At 61.0% G+C, this 14,673-nt stretch carries 15 protein-coding genes; 8 read left to right on the top strand and 7 right to left on the bottom strand.

Features of this window, described 5'->3' with window-relative positions:
- Positions 1-19: 19 nt before the first annotated feature.
- The 4 genes from Q0859_RS16405 to Q0859_RS16390 form a co-directional block, all read right to left on the bottom strand.
- Positions 20-646, bottom strand: a complete 627-nt coding sequence (locus Q0859_RS16405) for a 3-oxoacid CoA-transferase subunit B (protein WP_299153158.1) — start codon at positions 644-646, stop codon at positions 20-22.
- A gap of 9 nt (positions 647-655) precedes the next feature.
- A complete protein-coding gene (locus Q0859_RS16400; RefSeq protein ID WP_299153156.1) occupies positions 656-1,684 on the bottom strand; it encodes a PAS domain-containing protein in 1,029 nt (342 codons plus the stop codon).
- A 12-nt stretch (positions 1,685-1,696) separates the two neighbouring features.
- A complete protein-coding gene (locus Q0859_RS16395; RefSeq protein ID WP_299153153.1) occupies positions 1,697-2,392 on the bottom strand; it encodes a CoA transferase subunit A in 696 nt (231 codons plus the stop codon).
- A gap of 218 nt (positions 2,393-2,610) precedes the next feature.
- Positions 2,611-2,769 (bottom strand): hypothetical protein, encoded by a 159-nt coding sequence (locus tag Q0859_RS16390; RefSeq protein ID WP_299153150.1) that lies wholly within the window; start codon positions 2,767-2,769, stop codon positions 2,611-2,613.
- A 112-nt stretch (positions 2,770-2,881) separates the two neighbouring features.
- On the opposite strand from Q0859_RS16390, the gene Q0859_RS16385 reads away from it, so the two are divergent.
- Positions 2,882-3,331 carry a MarR family transcriptional regulator gene (locus Q0859_RS16385; protein WP_299153147.1) on the top strand — a complete coding sequence of 150 codons (450 nt, stop codon included), beginning with the start codon at positions 2,882-2,884 and terminating at the stop codon, positions 3,329-3,331.
- Here Q0859_RS16385 and topA read toward each other — a convergent pair.
- The 3 genes from topA to tldD all read right to left on the bottom strand — a co-directional run bounded on the left by topA (position 3,323) and on the right by tldD (position 8,821).
- Positions 3,323-5,914 (bottom strand): type I DNA topoisomerase, encoded by a 2,592-nt coding sequence (gene topA / locus Q0859_RS16380; RefSeq protein WP_299153144.1) that lies wholly within the window; start codon positions 5,912-5,914, stop codon positions 3,323-3,325. The genes Q0859_RS16385 and topA overlap by 9 nt on opposite strands.
- Positions 5,915-6,014: 100 nt before the next feature.
- On the bottom strand, positions 6,015-7,163 hold the full coding sequence (gene dprA, locus Q0859_RS16375; protein ID WP_299153141.1) for a DNA-processing protein DprA: 1,149 nt from the start codon (positions 7,161-7,163) through the stop codon (positions 6,015-6,017).
- Positions 7,164-7,399: 236 nt separating this feature from the next.
- Entirely contained in the window at positions 7,400-8,821 is a 1,422-nt protein-coding gene (tldD, locus tag Q0859_RS16370) for a metalloprotease TldD (protein WP_299153139.1), read from the bottom strand.
- Positions 8,822-9,005: 184 nt separating this feature from the next.
- Between tldD and coxB the strand changes: the two genes are divergently transcribed.
- The 7 genes from coxB (at position 9,006) to thrC (ending at position 14,659) form a co-directional block, all read left to right on the top strand.
- Positions 9,006-9,887, top strand: a complete 882-nt coding sequence (gene coxB / locus Q0859_RS16365) for a cytochrome c oxidase subunit II (RefSeq protein WP_299153137.1) — start codon at positions 9,006-9,008, stop codon at positions 9,885-9,887.
- Positions 9,888-9,948: 61 nt separating this feature from the next.
- Positions 9,949-10,887 carry a heme o synthase gene (gene cyoE / locus Q0859_RS16360; protein ID WP_299153135.1) on the top strand — a complete coding sequence of 313 codons (939 nt, stop codon included), beginning with the start codon at positions 9,949-9,951 and terminating at the stop codon, positions 10,885-10,887.
- Positions 10,884-11,045: a cytochrome C oxidase assembly protein gene (locus Q0859_RS16355; RefSeq protein ID WP_299153133.1), complete on the top strand. Its 162-nt coding sequence runs from the start codon at positions 10,884-10,886 to the stop codon at positions 11,043-11,045. The genes cyoE and Q0859_RS16355 overlap by 4 nt, the downstream gene beginning before the upstream one ends.
- A complete protein-coding gene (locus tag Q0859_RS16350; RefSeq protein WP_299153131.1) occupies positions 11,042-11,638 on the top strand; it encodes a cytochrome c oxidase assembly protein in 597 nt (198 codons plus the stop codon). The genes Q0859_RS16355 and Q0859_RS16350 overlap by 4 nt, the downstream gene beginning before the upstream one ends.
- 11 nt (positions 11,639-11,649) lie before the next feature.
- Positions 11,650-12,504, top strand: coding sequence for a cytochrome c oxidase subunit 3 (locus tag Q0859_RS16345; RefSeq protein WP_299153129.1), 855 nt, complete (start codon positions 11,650-11,652; stop codon positions 12,502-12,504).
- Between the two features lie 79 nt (positions 12,505-12,583).
- The gene (locus tag Q0859_RS16340; protein WP_299153126.1) at positions 12,584-13,267 is read left to right on the top strand and encodes an SURF1 family protein; all 684 of its coding nucleotides are present in this window, start codon (positions 12,584-12,586) and stop codon (positions 13,265-13,267) included.
- A gap of 3 nt (positions 13,268-13,270) precedes the next feature.
- A complete protein-coding gene (thrC, locus tag Q0859_RS16335) occupies positions 13,271-14,659 on the top strand; it encodes a threonine synthase (protein WP_299153123.1) in 1,389 nt (462 codons plus the stop codon).
- Positions 14,660-14,673 lie beyond the last annotated feature (14 nt).

The following is a 14,673-nucleotide window of genomic DNA, read 5'->3' as shown; positions in this document are numbered from 1 at the left end:
TTCGCGGATGATTTCGGGCTCAGACGAGGGTGGCTTGGGTGGCTGCGCGCAATTCGTCTTCGGTCACGCCGTCCGCCGTTTCGACAATGCGCAAGCCGCCCTCAACCACATCCAACACGCCAAGGTTGGTGATAATGCGATCGACAACGGCCTTGCCGGTCAGGGGCAGGGTGCATTCCTTGAGAACTTTGCTGTCGCCGTGCTTGTTTGTGTGATCCATCACAACCACAACGCGGCCCACGCCTGCCACCAGATCCATTGCACCGCCCATGCCTTTGACCAGCTTGCCGGGGATCATCCAGTTGGCGAGGTCGCCGTTTTCGGCCACCTCCATCGCACCAAGGATCGCCATGGCGATCTTGCCGCCGCGGATCATGCCGAAGGATTGTGCAGAATCGAAATAAGCGGTCTGGGGCAATTCGGTGATGGTCTGTTTGCCCGCATTGATCAGGTCGGCGTCTTCGGTGCCCTCAACCGGGAAGGGACCCATGCCCAGCATCCCGTTTTCGGATTGCAACGTTACCTCGATCCCGTCGGGGATGTAATTGGACACGAGGGTCGGAATGCCGATGCCGAGGTTCACGTACCAGCCATCTTCGAGTTCCTGCGCCGCGCGCTCGGCCATTTGATTGCGATCCCAGGGCATGCCTATTCCTTATTCATCAACAAGTGTCGCGCCCGCGGGCACATCAATGGTCACAAAACTGCCTGCTGCACCGCGACCCAGATGCAGCGTGCCTTCAAGCCCCTCGATCAAGCCGCTGACGATGCGCCCGCCCACCGTGCTTGGATCGGGCCATACCATCGTGTTTGGGATGCCAACGCCGTCATCAGATACGATCAGACGCAGGCCTCCGGCACTGAGGCGGCTCATTCGGACTTCGACAAGGCCATTGTCCAATCGGTCAAAGGCGTGCTGGAAGGCATTTGTCAAAAGTTCGGACAAAACCAGACCGACGCGGGTCGCCGTTTCAATGGGGACTTCAAGCGGTTCGATCTGGATCGTCAGGCGGATACCGGACCGTCCAGTTACATGGGCAATCGCAGCCGACAGACGCGACAGATAGCTGCCCATCTCAACGTGGTTCCGATTGGACTGGCGGTCCGACAGCTTCATCTCTTCGTACAAAAGCTGAAGGGTCTCGATGCGCCGGCTGAGGGCCACGAAGTCTTCGGGCACTGATGTGCTGCCCGATTGCTGGCGGATCATGCCAATTACGATCGACAGGTCCGTGGCCACCCGGTTCTGGATCTCCATCAAGGCCGCGTTCATCTGTTCGGTACCGGCATCTGTGTCGGTCTCGCGCAGTTCCTTCTGGATACCGATGAAATACTGCAACTTGCCCGTGTTGTCACACAGAGGTGAGACGACCAGCCGGTTGAGGTATTTCTCGCCATTTGCGCGGTAGTTGATGATGTCGACTGTCGTAGTCTCTTCGTTCTCGATCCCGCGGCGCAGTTTGTCCACATCGACCTTGGACGTCTCGGGGCCTTGCAGGAACCGGCAGTTGCGCCCGATTGACGCGGACCGGGCATAGCCTGTGCACCGGGTGAACGCTTCGTTCACATAGACGATCGGGTTGTCCTCAAGAAAGGGATTGGTGACGACGATAGCGATCTGGGCACGGTTGAAACCGTCAAAGATCATATTCTGACCCAGAATCTGCTCAAGCGTGTCGGGCATGGCTTGTCTCCGTCAGGCCGCGCGGGTGGTGCGTTGTTCGATGCGCTTTTCGTGCGCGCCTTGAATCAGGCGATGTACATAGATGCCGGGCAGGTGGATGGTGTCGGGATCAAGGCTGCCGGTCGGCACGATCTCTTCGACTTCAACGACACAGACCTTGCCGCACATGGCGGCGGGCGGGTTGAAGTTGCGCGCCGTCTTGCGGAACACGAGGTTGCCCGTCTCGTCCGCCTTCCACGCCTTGACGATGGCGAGGTCGGCAAAGATGCCTTCCTCCATGATATAGGTTTCGCCGTTGAAGTCCTTGTGTTCCTTGCCATCGGCAATGACGGTACCCACGCCGGTCTTGGTGTAAAAGCCGGGGATGCCACAGCCGCCCGCGCGCATCCGCTCGGCCAGCGTGCCTTGGGGGTTGAACTCAAGTTCCAGCTCACCGGACAGGTATTGGCGCATGAACTCGGCGTTTTCACCCACATAGGACGAGATCATCTTTTTGACCTGCCGGGTTTGCAGCAGGATACCGATGCCAAAATCATCAACCCCCGCGTTGTTGGATGCGAATGTCAGATCCTTGGTGCCCGCCTCTTTGATCGCATCCAGCAGCAGTTCGGGGATGCCACACAGGCCGAACCCGCCCGCTGCAATAAACATGCCGTCAAACAATAGCCCATCCAGTGCCTCGGAGGCAGAGCCGTAGATCTTTTTCATAAATTACTCCTGGACACCTCTGAAGGAGGCCGCACACCCTGTGGAAATTTGTGACGCGAGTCTGGGTGGCTGTCAACGTACACAGGTGGTATGCAGTTGTATACTGCATGAAATTGCCAATCCGCTGGAATCGCGCTTCTGCCAAGTGGGGATGAGGCGCAAAAACGCCCGACCTTTTGGGGCCGGGCGTCTGTTCGGTTCGGGAAGGCGGCGTGCCCCTATTTCTGCTTGTCGCCTTTTATGTCCGCGGGTGCCGGGATCGTCGTGTCTGGTACGGTAACGAATGTCGGGAAGACGTTTGTGAGGGCAAAGGCCGGGGCGGCTACTGTCAGGCCAAGAGCGGCGACGGTTGCGGCTTTGATCAAGGTGCGGGTCATTATCTGTCTCCAGTTGATTGATGCGAGTATCGCAGTAGTTGCTGCGGATATCGTAGTATTTAGGGGGCCCTCTTGCGCAGACAAGTGCATTGGGTGACTGTCGGCTATGAGCATGGAACATAGATTGCTGGATCAGGTGAAAACAGTTATGCGCGTGATGCTGATCAGCGAGCGCACCTCGCCCGAGCATCGCCATGTGATCCGCTTCAACGCGTTGGATTTTCATACGTTGGCGATTGTCCGCACCGCGCCGGGTGTGCGCGCGACTGCGGTGGCCGCGCAACTGGGTGTGGCGCCCACGACAGCCAGCAGTGTGATCGCGCGTCTGGTGAGCCGCGGGTTGATCCAGCGCCAGCAATGCAGTCAGGATCGCCGGGCCTATGAGTTGGACCTGACAGATGAAGGGCGCGCGGTTGCGGATGCCATCCACACGCAGGATCTGCGCAATATGGCTCTGTTTCTGTCGGCACTGAGTGCGCGCGAACAGACCCAACTCGTCGCGTTGATGGACAAGGTCGTCGAACGGGTCGCAGCCCTTGAGGCGGGCACCCCGTCAGGCTGACTTCTTTTTCGCCGCCACTTTCTTCTTGGCCGCCGGTTTCTTGGCGGCAGCCTTCTTCTTTGCGGGCTTCTTCTTGGCCGGTGCCTTTTCCTCGATCAACTGCACCGCCATGTCCATCGTCACATTCTCGGGCTCGGTCCCTTTGGGGATGGTTGCGTTGACCTTGCCCCATTTCACATAAGGTCCGTATTTGCCCTTCATCACATTGACGGGCCCGCCCTCAGAGGGGTGCTCGCCCAACTCGTGCAGCGGTTTGGCTGCCACACCGCGCCCGCCACGGCTGGCCACTTTTTCGGCGAGCAGTTGCACGGCCCGGTTCATGCCGACGGTAAACACCTCCTCGATGCCTTCGAGGTTGGCGTTGGTGCCGCCGCGATCCGACGTGGATTCAGCGTGTTTCAAATATGGCCCATAGCGTCCGATATTGGCCCAGACCATGATCCCATCCTCGGGGTGGGGTCCAATCTGGCGGGGCAGGGACAGCAGGCGCACCGCCTGTTCCAGGTCCACCTCGGTGGGCGGCCATTCCTTGGGGATCGACTGGCGGGGCGGCTTTTTGTTGTCGTCCGTGACCTCGCCGCGCTGCACATAGGGGCCAAAACGGCCCTTGAACGCGTAAATCTTGTCATCCTCATCCTCGCCAAGCAGTTTGCCTTCGGGCGGGATGCCGCTGTCGTCTTCCTGGCCGGGCGGGCCAAAGGCGCGGGTATAGCGGCATTCGGGGTAGTTTGAGCAACCGATGAACGCCCCACCCGAGCGGGCCGTGCGCATGCTGAGCCGCCCGATCCCGCAATTGGGGCACAGGCGCGGATCGCCTCCACCGTCAAGCGGCGGAAACAGGTGCGGTTCCAGCACCTCGTTGATCTTTTCGAGCACTTCGGTGATGCGCAACTCGGAAGTTTCGGCAATCGCGGCGCTGAAATCCTGCCAGAACCGGCCCAACACATCCTTGTAGTCGCGGTCGCCTGCACTGACATCATCCAGCTCTTCTTCGAGGCTGGCGGTAAAATCATAGCCCACATAACGGCGGAAGTAGTTTTCCAGGAACGCGATGACGAGCCGCCCTTTATCCTCCGGGATCAGACGATTGCGGTCTTTGCGCACATAGCCGCGATCCTGAATGGTGGTCACGATGCTGGCATAGGTTGACGGGCGGCCAATCCCCAATTCTTCCATCCGTTTGACCAATGTCGCCTCGGTATAGCGGGGCGGGGGCTGGGTGAAATGCTGCTCGGGCGTGACCGACCGCTTGTCGGCTGGATCCCCCTCGCTCAGCTGGGGCAGGCGCTTGTCATCATCATCGACGACGTCATCATCGCGCCCTTCCTCATAGACACGCAGGAACCCGTCAAACAGCACGACTTGCCCCGTGGCGCGCAGGCCAACTTGCCCATCATCGCTGCCGATTTCGACTGTGGTGCGTTCAAGACGGGCCCCCTCCATCTGGCAGGCGAGGGTGCGTTTCCAGATCAGATCATAAAGCTTGCGCTGATCATCATCGGTGATTTTCAGGCTGGCCGCATCGCGCGCCATATCGGTGGGGCGAATACATTCGTGGGCCTCTTGGGCGTTCTTGGCCTTGTTCTTGTAAACGCGCGGCTGGCCCGGCACATATGCGTCGCCGTAGCGGTCCTTGATCGCGTCGCGCGCCATGGTGACGGCCTCAGGGGCCATGTCGATGCCATCGGTCCGCATGTAGGTGATATAACCCGCCTCATAGAGCCGCTGCGCAGAGGACATGGCCTGACGCGCGCCCATGCCGAACTTGCGGCTGGCCTCTTGTTGCAGGGTCGAGGTCATAAAGGGGGCGGATGGGTTGCGCGACGCGGGCTTGGCCTCGACCGACTGGATTTTCAGATCGCGGCTGGTGATGGCGGCTTGAGCCATGTCAGCCTGCGTCTGGTTTTCAAGGTCGAACTTGTCGAGCTTTTTGCCCGCCAATGAGGTAAGGCGCGCCTCGTATTCCTGACCCCTTGGGGAGGCGAGCACAGCCTTGACTGACCAGTATTCGCGGTTGCGAAAGGCCTCAATCTCCATCTCGCGCTCGGTCAGGATGCGCAAACATACCGACTGCACGCGACCCGCAGACTTGGCACCGGGCAGCTTGCGCCACAGCACGGGCGAGAGGTTGAAGCCTACCAGATAATCCAGTGCGCGGCGTGCCAGATAGGCTTCGACCAGGGGCATATCGACCTGGCGGGCGTTTTGCATCGCCTCGTCCACGGCGGATTTGGTGATCGCGTTGAAGGTGACGCGGCTGACGGGGGTGTCTTTCTTGATCGACTTGCGCTTGGTCAGCGCCTCTTGCAGGTGCCAACTGATCGCTTCGCCCTCGCGATCGGGGTCGGTTGCGAGGATCAGCGCGTTGTCATCCTTGAGCGCATCGGCAATCGCCTTCATGTGCTTTTTGCTGGCGCTCGCGATTTCCCAGACCATCTCGAATTCGTTGTCGGGGTCAACCGATCCGTCCTTGGGGGGCAGGTCGCGCACGTGCCCATAGCTGGCCAGAACGGTGTAATCATCCCCCAGATATTTGTTGATTGTCTTGGCTTTGGCTGGGGATTCGACAACGACGACGGGCATTTACGGGGGCTACCTCGGACGGGGACATATGTGTGCTCTATGGCGGCGCAAGATGTGGGGTGCAAGCGGCGATTGTCAACCGACCCTCAATCGGGTGCGCCTAACTGGCGCGGGTCAGCAGGCCGCCGGGGGCGCGATCAATGCTGCCATCCAGTTCCAGTTCGACCAGTGCCGGAGTGATCGTGGCCGTGGGTGCGCCAAGGTCGCGGATCAGTTGATCTTCGGCCAGCGGTGAGGGGCCCAGGCGCGACAATATCTGGCGGTGCAGGTCCGCCGTCTGGCGCAGGGATCGCGTGTCAGGCTGCGGAGCGTGTGGTGGGACCAGTGGCAATTCGGGGGCGGCAGGGGCGAGGGGCGCAAGTGCTTCGATCACGTCATTTGCATCGCGCACAAGGGTCGCGCCATCCCGGATCAGCATGTTGCATCCCGAGGCACGCGCATCCATTGGATGCCCCGGCACCGCCAGCACGTCACGGCCCAGATCAAGCGCGTCGCGCGCGGTGATCAGGCTGCCGGATTTGGCCGCGGCCTCGACCACGACCGTCGCCGCGCCAAGGCCCGAAATGATCCGGTTACGCGCCGGGAAGTGGCGCGCCATGGGTTGCAGCCCCATGGGTTGCTCGCTGATGCGCAGACCGCGCGCGCCGATGTTCTGGGCGAGTTCGGCATTTTCCGCAGGGTATATCGTATCGACGCCGCCCGCCTGCACGGCGATTGTGCCTGTGTCGAGCGCGGCCAGATGGGCCGCTGCGTCAATGCCGCGCGCAAGGCCGGACACCACAACATGACCCGCCGCCCCCAGGTCACGCGCCAGGGCGCGCGCCATCCGGGTGCCAAGAGAGGATGCGTTGCGCGCGCCCACCATGGCGATCATGGGTTTGTGCAGCAGGGCGATATCACCGATCACCCACAGGAAGGGCGGTGCATCCTTGAGGTCGTTCAGGGCAGCGGGGTAGTGGGGCGATCCTTGAGCCACAAGGCGTGCGCCTGCGGCACGGGCGGCTTTGAGTTCGCCGTGAATGACCCCTTCGGGACAAACCTGATAGGATGAAACGCCGGCGGCACGCGCTACCTCAGGTAGCGCGGCCAGCGCATTTTGCGCGGTGCCGTGTTCAATCAGCAGACGTTGATACGTCGCAATGCCGACCCGGCGTGACCGCAACAGACGAAGACGCGAAAACTGGTCGTCTTCCGAGGTGGGTGGGAGTGGGGGGTGAGTGGAAGAAGGATGGGTATCCCTTTCAGTCATCCGAGGCTCCGTCTGTTGCTGTCCCTGTTGTAGAATCAGCAAGGTTAACAACGCATGAACATAGGCGACTCAATGCGAGACAACTCTGCCTCCAGCTGATTCTAAAAGGAAAAATCCGGTCAAAAACCAACGCAGAACAAAGTGAAAACCCATGGGCACACCCGCGCCTCCCCAGATATAGCGAGGGTCTGGCACCGTTTCTGGTTCTCAACCGGACTGAAACAGAATCGCCCGCCTCAGGCGGCTGATCCGCCCACCGTCAATCCGCCGATCATCAGGGTCGGCTGGCCCACGCCCACCGGCACCCACTGACCCGCCTTGCCGCAATTGCCCATGCCGGGATCAAGCGCCATGTCGTTGCCGATGCCGTGGATGTGCTTCAGCGCCGTTGCCCCGTCCCCGATCAGGGTCGCGCCCTTGACCGGCGCGCCGACCTGGCCGTTCTCGACCCGATAGGCTTCGGTGCAGGAAAACACGAACTTGCCATTGGTGATGTCAACCTGCCCGCCACCAAAGCCCACCGCATAGATCCCGTCCCTGAGGTCGGCCACGATATCCTCGGGGGCGCTGTCACCGCCCAACATATACGTGTTTGTCATGCGCGGCATGGGCGCGTGGGCATAGCTTTGCCGCCGTCCGTTGCCGGTGGCGGGCACGCCCATCAGTCGGGCGTTCTGACGGTCCTGCATGTAACCGACCAGCACGCCGTCCTCGATCAGAGTGTTCGTGGCGGATGGTGTCCCCTCGTCATCGACCGAGATCGAGCCGCGCCGGTCGGGAATGGTGCCGTCATCCAGCACCGTGACGCCTTTTGCGGCGATCCGCTGGCCCATCAGCCCGGCAAAGGCGGAACTGCCCTTGCGGTTGAAATCCCCCTCAAGCCCGTGGCCTATGGCTTCGTGCAGCAGGATGCCGGGCCAGCCGGGGCCAAGGACCACGTCCATCACGCCTGCCGGGGCGGGGACTGCGTCAAGGTTCACGACGGCCACCCGCAGGGCCTCGCGCGCCTTGGCCTGCCAGTCAGCGGGCAGCATCAGCCCGTCAAGGCCGACCCGTCCGCCGCCGCCCGCCGTGCCGCTTTCGCGCCGTCCGTCCTGTTCCACGATGACCGAGATGTTCAGTCGGGTCATGGGGCGGATGTCGCGCACCGACAGCCCATCGGGGCGCAGAATTTCAATCTCTTGCAGGGAGGCCCCGATCGAGGCCGACACCTGCACCACCCGCGAATCAAGGTCGCGCAGGAAAGTGTCGATCTCCTTGAGGGTGTCGAGCTTGACCGCGAAGCTGGCCCCGGCAATCGGATCGTCGGCAGTATAAAGGTGGCGGTTGGTGGCTTGGGGCGCGTCTGCCAGCGTGCCGCCACCGGACCCCACAGCCAGACGTGCGGTGTCTGCCGCGCGGCGCAAAGCGGATTCAGTGATCTCTGTGGAATGCGCATACCCGGCCACTTCCCCGCGGACGGCCCGCAGACCAAAGCCTTGTGCCGCATCATAGCTGGCTGTTTTGAGCCGCCCGTCATCATATACCAGCGATTCCGAGCGGCGGCGTTCAAAGAACAACTCTCCGTCATCCGCCCCCGCCGTCGCACCGCGCAGCACGTCCAGCGCCACATCTCGGTCGATTTCGGTTTCCAGTGGCGCAAAGGGGGCGTCAGTCATCGGTGTCTCCTGTCGGCCGGGGGCCTGAAAATGCGGGTGAGCGTCCGTTTGACGCGCCTCTTAAGTCTTTATCTTGGGATAAAGATATGATTGTAAGTCGCGACAATACAACGGGTGGCAACCGGCAGTGCGTGTACGAGCCCCCATGGACCGATCAGCGATCCATCAAGATCAGGACGACCAGATGAAAAAGCTTCTTTCTATTTCGGGCGTGCTCAGCGCTCTTGCTGCTGCCCCGGCTTGGGCCCAAGACGGGCTTGAAGTGATCGGGCGCCCCGTGGATGGCGCGATGGGCTTTCAGCCTGCTGCGACCGAGGTGGCCCGCCGCCTGCAATGGCTGGACGGCATGATCTTGGTGATCATTACGGTCATCACTCTGTTCGTGACCGCGCTGATGGCATGGGTCGTGATCCGCTATAACGCGAAACGGAACCCGAACCCGGCCAACTTTACCCACAACACGCCGGTTGAGATTGCGTGGACGGTCATTCCGATCGTGATCCTTGTGTTTATCGGTGCATTCTCGCTGCCGACGCTGTTCCACCAACAGGAAATTCCCGAAGCGGATGTGACCATCAAGGCGACCGGTTACCAGTGGTTCTGGGGCTATGAATATGTGGACGAGGGCTTTGGCTTTGACAGCTACATGATCGGCGCGCCCGCCACCGGTGGGGACAACTCGCTGACCCCCGAAACCGAAGAGGCATTGGTTGAAGCGGGCTATGCGCGCGAAGACTTCCTGCTGGCCACTGACAATGCCGTTGTGATCCCGGTCAACAAGACTGTGGTTGTGCAGGTGACGGGTGCCGACGTGATCCACGCCTGGACCATCCCGGCCTTCGGGGTCAAGCAGGATGCGGTTCCCGGACGTCTGGCGGAATTGTGGTTCAAGGCCGAGAAGGAAGGCATCTATTTTGGACAGTGTTCCGAACTGTGCGGGATTGCCCACGCCTATATGCCCATCACGGTCAAGGTTGTGTCTGAAGAGGCATATGCCGCTTGGCTTGCAGAGGCCAAAGCCGAGTTTGCCGGCGTGCCGCAGTCCTTCAACGTCGCCTCGAACTGAGATGTGAGTGGGGCGGAGGACACCTCCGCCTTACCAAACCACCCCAACCCGCAGGATGCAGATGACCGACATCAGCTATCAGCCGCAACAGCAAGAGACTGAAGCGTCCCTGGGCGATTATTTTGCGTTGATGAAGCCGCGTGTGATGCAACTGGTTGTGTTCACTGCGCTGGTTGGCCTTTTGGCCGCTCCCATCAGCGTGCATCCGGTGATCGGCTTTGCGTCGATCCTGTTCGTAGCCATCGGGGCAGGGGCCTCTGGTGCGCTGAACATGTGGTGGGATGCTGATATTGATGGTGTGATGACCCGGACCGCCAAGCGTCCCGTGCCCGCGGGCAAGGTCACAGCGGACGAGGCCAAGGTGCTGGGCTTTGCCCTGTCGGGTCTGTCGGTGATGATGCTGGCGCTGAGTGCGAACCTGCTGGCTGCCGCACTGCTTGCCTTCACCATCTTCTTCTATGTGGTCATCTATTCGATGTGGCTGAAGCGCTGGACGCCGCAGAACATCGTGATCGGCGGCGCTGCGGGTGCGTTCCCGCCCGTGATCGGATGGGTCATTGCGACCGGGTCCATGTCGGTCGAGGCGTGGCTGATGTTTGCGCTGATCTTCATGTGGACGCCGCCCCATTTCTGGGCGCTGGCGCTGTTTATGAAGGAAGATTACCACAATGCGGGCGTACCCATGCTGACCGTGACCCACGGGCGCAAATCGACGCGGGCCCATGTGCTGGCCTATACGGTGCCGTTGGCGCTGCTGGCGGTGGGCACGGCGTTTACCTCAATTGGCGGGCCGGTTTATCTGGCCGTGGCTGTGGTCCTGAACGCACTGTTCCTCAAGGGGGCCTATGACATCTGGTGCCGGAACGAGGTGCAGGCCGAAGCGGATGGGTACAAGGTCGAAAAGTCGTTTTTCCGCCTGTCGCTGTGGTATCTGTTTGCGCATTTTGGCGCTATTCTGGCCGAGGCGTTGTTGCCTGCCGCATGGGGAATCTGGGCATGAGCATCAAGGCTGAACATGAAATTCACCAGCGCCGCAAAGGGCGCAATGTTGGCGTGGGCATGATGCTGGGTGGCTTTGTTGTGCTGATCCTTGCCCTGACCTTCGTGAAAATCACAGGCGGTGATTTCGAAATGCCCCGGATCGAGGAGGGCCAATGATGCGTCTGCCGGGTTTCCATAAGCTGTCCGGGCCGCAGAAAACCGTCGCTCAAACGCTGAGCCTTGTGGTCGTGATGGGCGGGCTGGCCTGGGCGTCGGTGCCATTTTACGACTGGTTCTGCCGGGTTACGGGCTTTGGTGGCACCACAGGTGTCAGTGAGGTGGCCAGCGACGAGATCCTGGATCAGACAATCAAGGTGCGTTTTGACGCCTCGCTGGAACGCAACATGCCGTGGCAGTTCACCCCCACCGTGCGCGAGATGGAATTGCGGATCGGCGAGACCGGGCTGGCTTTCTATGAGGCCTACAATCCCACCGACAAACCCGTGGCAGGGTCTGCCAGCTACAACGTGGCCCCTTACGAGGCGGGCGGGTTCTTTTCCAAGATCGACTGTTTCTGCTTCGAAGAGCAGGTTCTGGCCCCCGGCGAGCGGGTGCAGATGCCCGTAACCTTCTATGTGGACCCCGAAATAGTGACCGACCGCGACGCAAAATACGTGCACTCGATCACCTTGAGCTATACATTTTACGAAATTGACCTGCCTGACGGCTATGCCGCTGTGGCGCAGGACACAGACACCAACCTGAACTGAGGGACGCCAGCATGGCCCACGCAAAAGATCACGACTATCACATTCTGGCCCCGTCGACCTGGCCGCTGCTTGGCGCGTTGGCCGGGTTTACCATGCTGTTCGGCGCGGTGGCGTGGATGTCGGGTGGCATGACCATCTTTTTCAAATCCATCGAGTTGAGTGGCCCATGGCTGTTCCTGATGGGGTTCGTTGCGGTCCTTTACGTGATGTTCGGCTGGTGGGCTGACGTGGTGGCCGAAAGCCGCATCGGCGATCACACGCCTGTCGTGCGCATCGGCCTGCGTTACGGCTTCATCCTGTTCATCATGTCCGAAGTCATGTTCTTTGCGGCGTGGTTCTGGTCGTTCTTCAAACACGCCATGTACCCGATGAGCGAATATGTCGGTACCTCATATGTGCAGCCCGAAATCTATCATGTGGATGCGTTTCACCTGCCACTGATCAACACGCTGATCCTGCTTTTGTCGGGCTGTGCGGTCACATGGGCACACCACGCGCTTGTCCATGGCGGCGCGCGCAAGGATGTGGTCAACGGGCTGGCGCTGGCGGTTGTGCTGGGCGTGTTCTTTACGGTTCTTCAGGCCTATGAATATTCCTACCTGCTTTATCAGGGCTGGGAATTTGGCGGCGACAAGTTCTTCTCCAACTTCTTTATGGCGACGGGCTTTCACGGCGCGCATGTGATCATCGGGACCATCTTTCTGTTCGTGTGCCTGCTGCGTGCGATGAAGGGTCACTTCACCGAGGACAAGCATATCGGGTTTGAAGCCGCCGCATGGTACTGGCACTTTGTGGATGTGGTGTGGCTGTTCCTGTTCCTCGCCGTGTACATCTGGGGTGTGGGTCAGATGCCCGGAGCGCACTAAGCGGCGTGCCCTTAGATCCTCCTTCAAAGCGCGCGAGTGTCCTCGCGCGCTTTTCACGTCTTAATGCGGATATGCGGCGATGCGACGCCTGTGGTTCTTTCTGACAGTCGGGGTGATCGGGACGGGTATTCTGGTCAGCCTTGGGGTGTGGCAGGTGCAGCGCCTCGCGTGGAAACAGGACCTGCTCGCCCGGATCGAGGTGGAGATTGCTGCGCATCCTGTCCCGCTTGAGGCGGCCTTTGATCCGCAGTTTCGCCGTTATGCACCCGTCACCCTGTCGGGCACATTCGGAGAGGGGCACATCCGCATGCTGGCTTCGCGCCGCAACATCGGTCCCGTCTATCGCATCATCCGTCCTTTCACCCCCGAAGGCGCAGCGCCCGTATTGATCGACACCGGCTGGTCGCCTGTGTCCGCCCCCGTGATGGGCGCACCACAGGTACGCCTTACCCTGACTGGTAACCTTGATGCCCCGATCGAGGCGGACGGGCTGACCCCGCCGCCTGATCTGGCAGACAACACGTGGTTCGCCCGCGATGTGCCCGCAATGGCCGAGGCCTTGAACACCCGACCCGTTCTGGTTGTGCTGCGCGCGGCACCTGAAATCGACCTTGGCGTGACGCCCTGGCCCGTAGACACCGCTGGCATTCCCAACGATCACCTGCAATACGCCATCACGTGGTTTTCGCTGGCGGCGATCTGGCTGGCGATGACCACCTATTTCGTGCGCCGCTCCGTGCGCGCACCCGATCCGAAAGACTGACCGATGCGCTATATCTCGACCCGTGGCCAGGCCCCTGCGCTGACCTTTGAGGATACGATGCTGACAGGGCTCGCCCGTGACGGCGGCCTCTATGTGCCCGAGACGGTGCCGGCACTGGATCACGCCACCATCGCCGCGATGGAGGGGCAAAGCTACGAGCAGATTGCCTATACCGTCATGCGCCCCTTTATCGGCGAGACGTTCACAGATGGCGAAGTGCGCAGCTGTATCGCCCGCGCCTACGAAGGTTTCGGCCATGCGGCCCGTGCGCCTCTTGTCCAACTCGATCAGGGGCACTTCCTGCTTGAGCTGTTCCATGGGCCGACGCTGGCGTTCAAGGACTTCGCCATGCAACTCATCGGGCAGTTGTTCCAGACGGCCCTCAAGCGGCGCGGCGACCGGGTGACGATCGTGGGTGCAACCTCGGGCGACACCGGATCGGCGGCGATCGAGGCGTTCCGGGGTCTGAGCAATGTGGATGTGTTCATCCTCTACCCCCATGGCCGCATCAGCGAAGTGCAGCGCCGCCAGATGACCACCCCGATCGAGGACAATGTGCATGCCGTCGCGCTTGACGGGGATTTCGACGACTGTCAGGCCCGCCTCAAGGACATGTTCAACGATTTTGAGTTCCGCGACGGGGTTGGCCTTGCAGGTGTGAATTCGATCAACTGGGCGCGGGTGCTGGCGCAGGTGGTCTATTATTTCTCGTCCGCCGTGAGCCTTGGCACGCCGCATCGTGCGGTCAGCTTTACGGTGCCCACTGGCAATTTCGGCGACATCTTCGCAGGCTACATCGCCAAGCGGATGGGCTTGCCCATCGACCGGCTGGTGGTGGCGACGAACCAGAACGACATCCTGCATCGCTGTCTGAGCGGGCAGGGCTATCACAAGGGCGACACGATTCCGTCGATCAGCCCGTCGATGGACATTCAGGTGTCGTCGAATTTTGAGCGGGCCTTGTTTGACGCATATGACCGGGATGGCGGGGCCATCGCGCAGTTGATGGATGAGTTGAAGGCGGGCGGGTTCGACGTCAGTCAGGGTGCGATGCAGGCCTTGCAGGACCACTTTGACTCGGACCGGGTGTCCGAGACAGAAACCAGCGCGCAGATCGCAGCCTCCCTCAAGGCCAGTGGCGAATTGCTGTGCCCGCACTCTGCTGTTGGCGTGCATGTGGCCGAAGCGGTGCGCACGGCGGGGACCCCGATGATCACCCTTGCCACTGCGCACCCCGCCAAGTTCCCCGATGCGGTCGAGGCGGCTACCGGCATACGCCCCCCCCTTCCCCCGCGCATGGCGGACCTGTATGAACGCGCCGAACGGCTGACGCGAGTGCCCAACGATCTTGCCGCACTCAAGGCCCACATCATTGCGCATCGCGCATCCTGACCCAAGTTGTGAGA

The organism is uncultured Tateyamaria sp. (genome assembly GCF_947497045.1).
Lineage (GTDB): Bacteria > Pseudomonadota > Alphaproteobacteria > Rhodobacterales > Rhodobacteraceae > Tateyamaria.
This window is presented reverse-complemented; position numbering and strand designations above follow the sequence as displayed.

Excerpts from the sequence above, each read along its gene's own strand:
- Q0859_RS16355 (WP_299153133.1), top strand. The coding sequence starts at position 10,884 with ATGAGCATCAAGGCTGAACATGAAATTCACCAGCGCCGCAAAGGGCGC.
- dprA (WP_299153141.1), bottom strand. The coding sequence starts at position 7,163 with ATGACTGAAAGGGATACCCATCCTTCTTCCACTCACCCCCCACTCCCA.
- tldD (WP_299153139.1), bottom strand. The coding sequence starts at position 8,821 with ATGACTGACGCCCCCTTTGCGCCACTGGAAACCGAAATCGACCGAGAT.
- thrC (WP_299153123.1), top strand. The coding sequence starts at position 13,271 with ATGCGCTATATCTCGACCCGTGGCCAGGCCCCTGCGCTGACCTTTGAG.
- coxB (WP_299153137.1), top strand. The coding sequence starts at position 9,006 with ATGAAAAAGCTTCTTTCTATTTCGGGCGTGCTCAGCGCTCTTGCTGCT.
- cyoE (WP_299153135.1), top strand. The coding sequence starts at position 9,949 with ATGACCGACATCAGCTATCAGCCGCAACAGCAAGAGACTGAAGCGTCC.
- Q0859_RS16340 (WP_299153126.1), top strand. The coding sequence starts at position 12,584 with ATGCGACGCCTGTGGTTCTTTCTGACAGTCGGGGTGATCGGGACGGGT.
- Q0859_RS16390 (WP_299153150.1), bottom strand. The coding sequence starts at position 2,769 with ATGACCCGCACCTTGATCAAAGCCGCAACCGTCGCCGCTCTTGGCCTG.
- Q0859_RS16405 (WP_299153158.1), bottom strand. The coding sequence starts at position 646 with ATGCCCTGGGATCGCAATCAAATGGCCGAGCGCGCGGCGCAGGAACTC.
- Q0859_RS16385 (WP_299153147.1), top strand. The coding sequence starts at position 2,882 with ATGGAACATAGATTGCTGGATCAGGTGAAAACAGTTATGCGCGTGATG.
- Q0859_RS16395 (WP_299153153.1), bottom strand. The coding sequence starts at position 2,392 with ATGAAAAAGATCTACGGCTCTGCCTCCGAGGCACTGGATGGGCTATTG.
- topA (WP_299153144.1), bottom strand. The coding sequence starts at position 5,914 with ATGCCCGTCGTCGTTGTCGAATCCCCAGCCAAAGCCAAGACAATCAAC.
- Q0859_RS16345 (WP_299153129.1), top strand. The coding sequence starts at position 11,650 with ATGGCCCACGCAAAAGATCACGACTATCACATTCTGGCCCCGTCGACC.
- Q0859_RS16400 (WP_299153156.1), bottom strand. The coding sequence starts at position 1,684 with ATGCCCGACACGCTTGAGCAGATTCTGGGTCAGAATATGATCTTTGAC.
- Q0859_RS16350 (WP_299153131.1), top strand. The coding sequence starts at position 11,042 with ATGATGCGTCTGCCGGGTTTCCATAAGCTGTCCGGGCCGCAGAAAACC.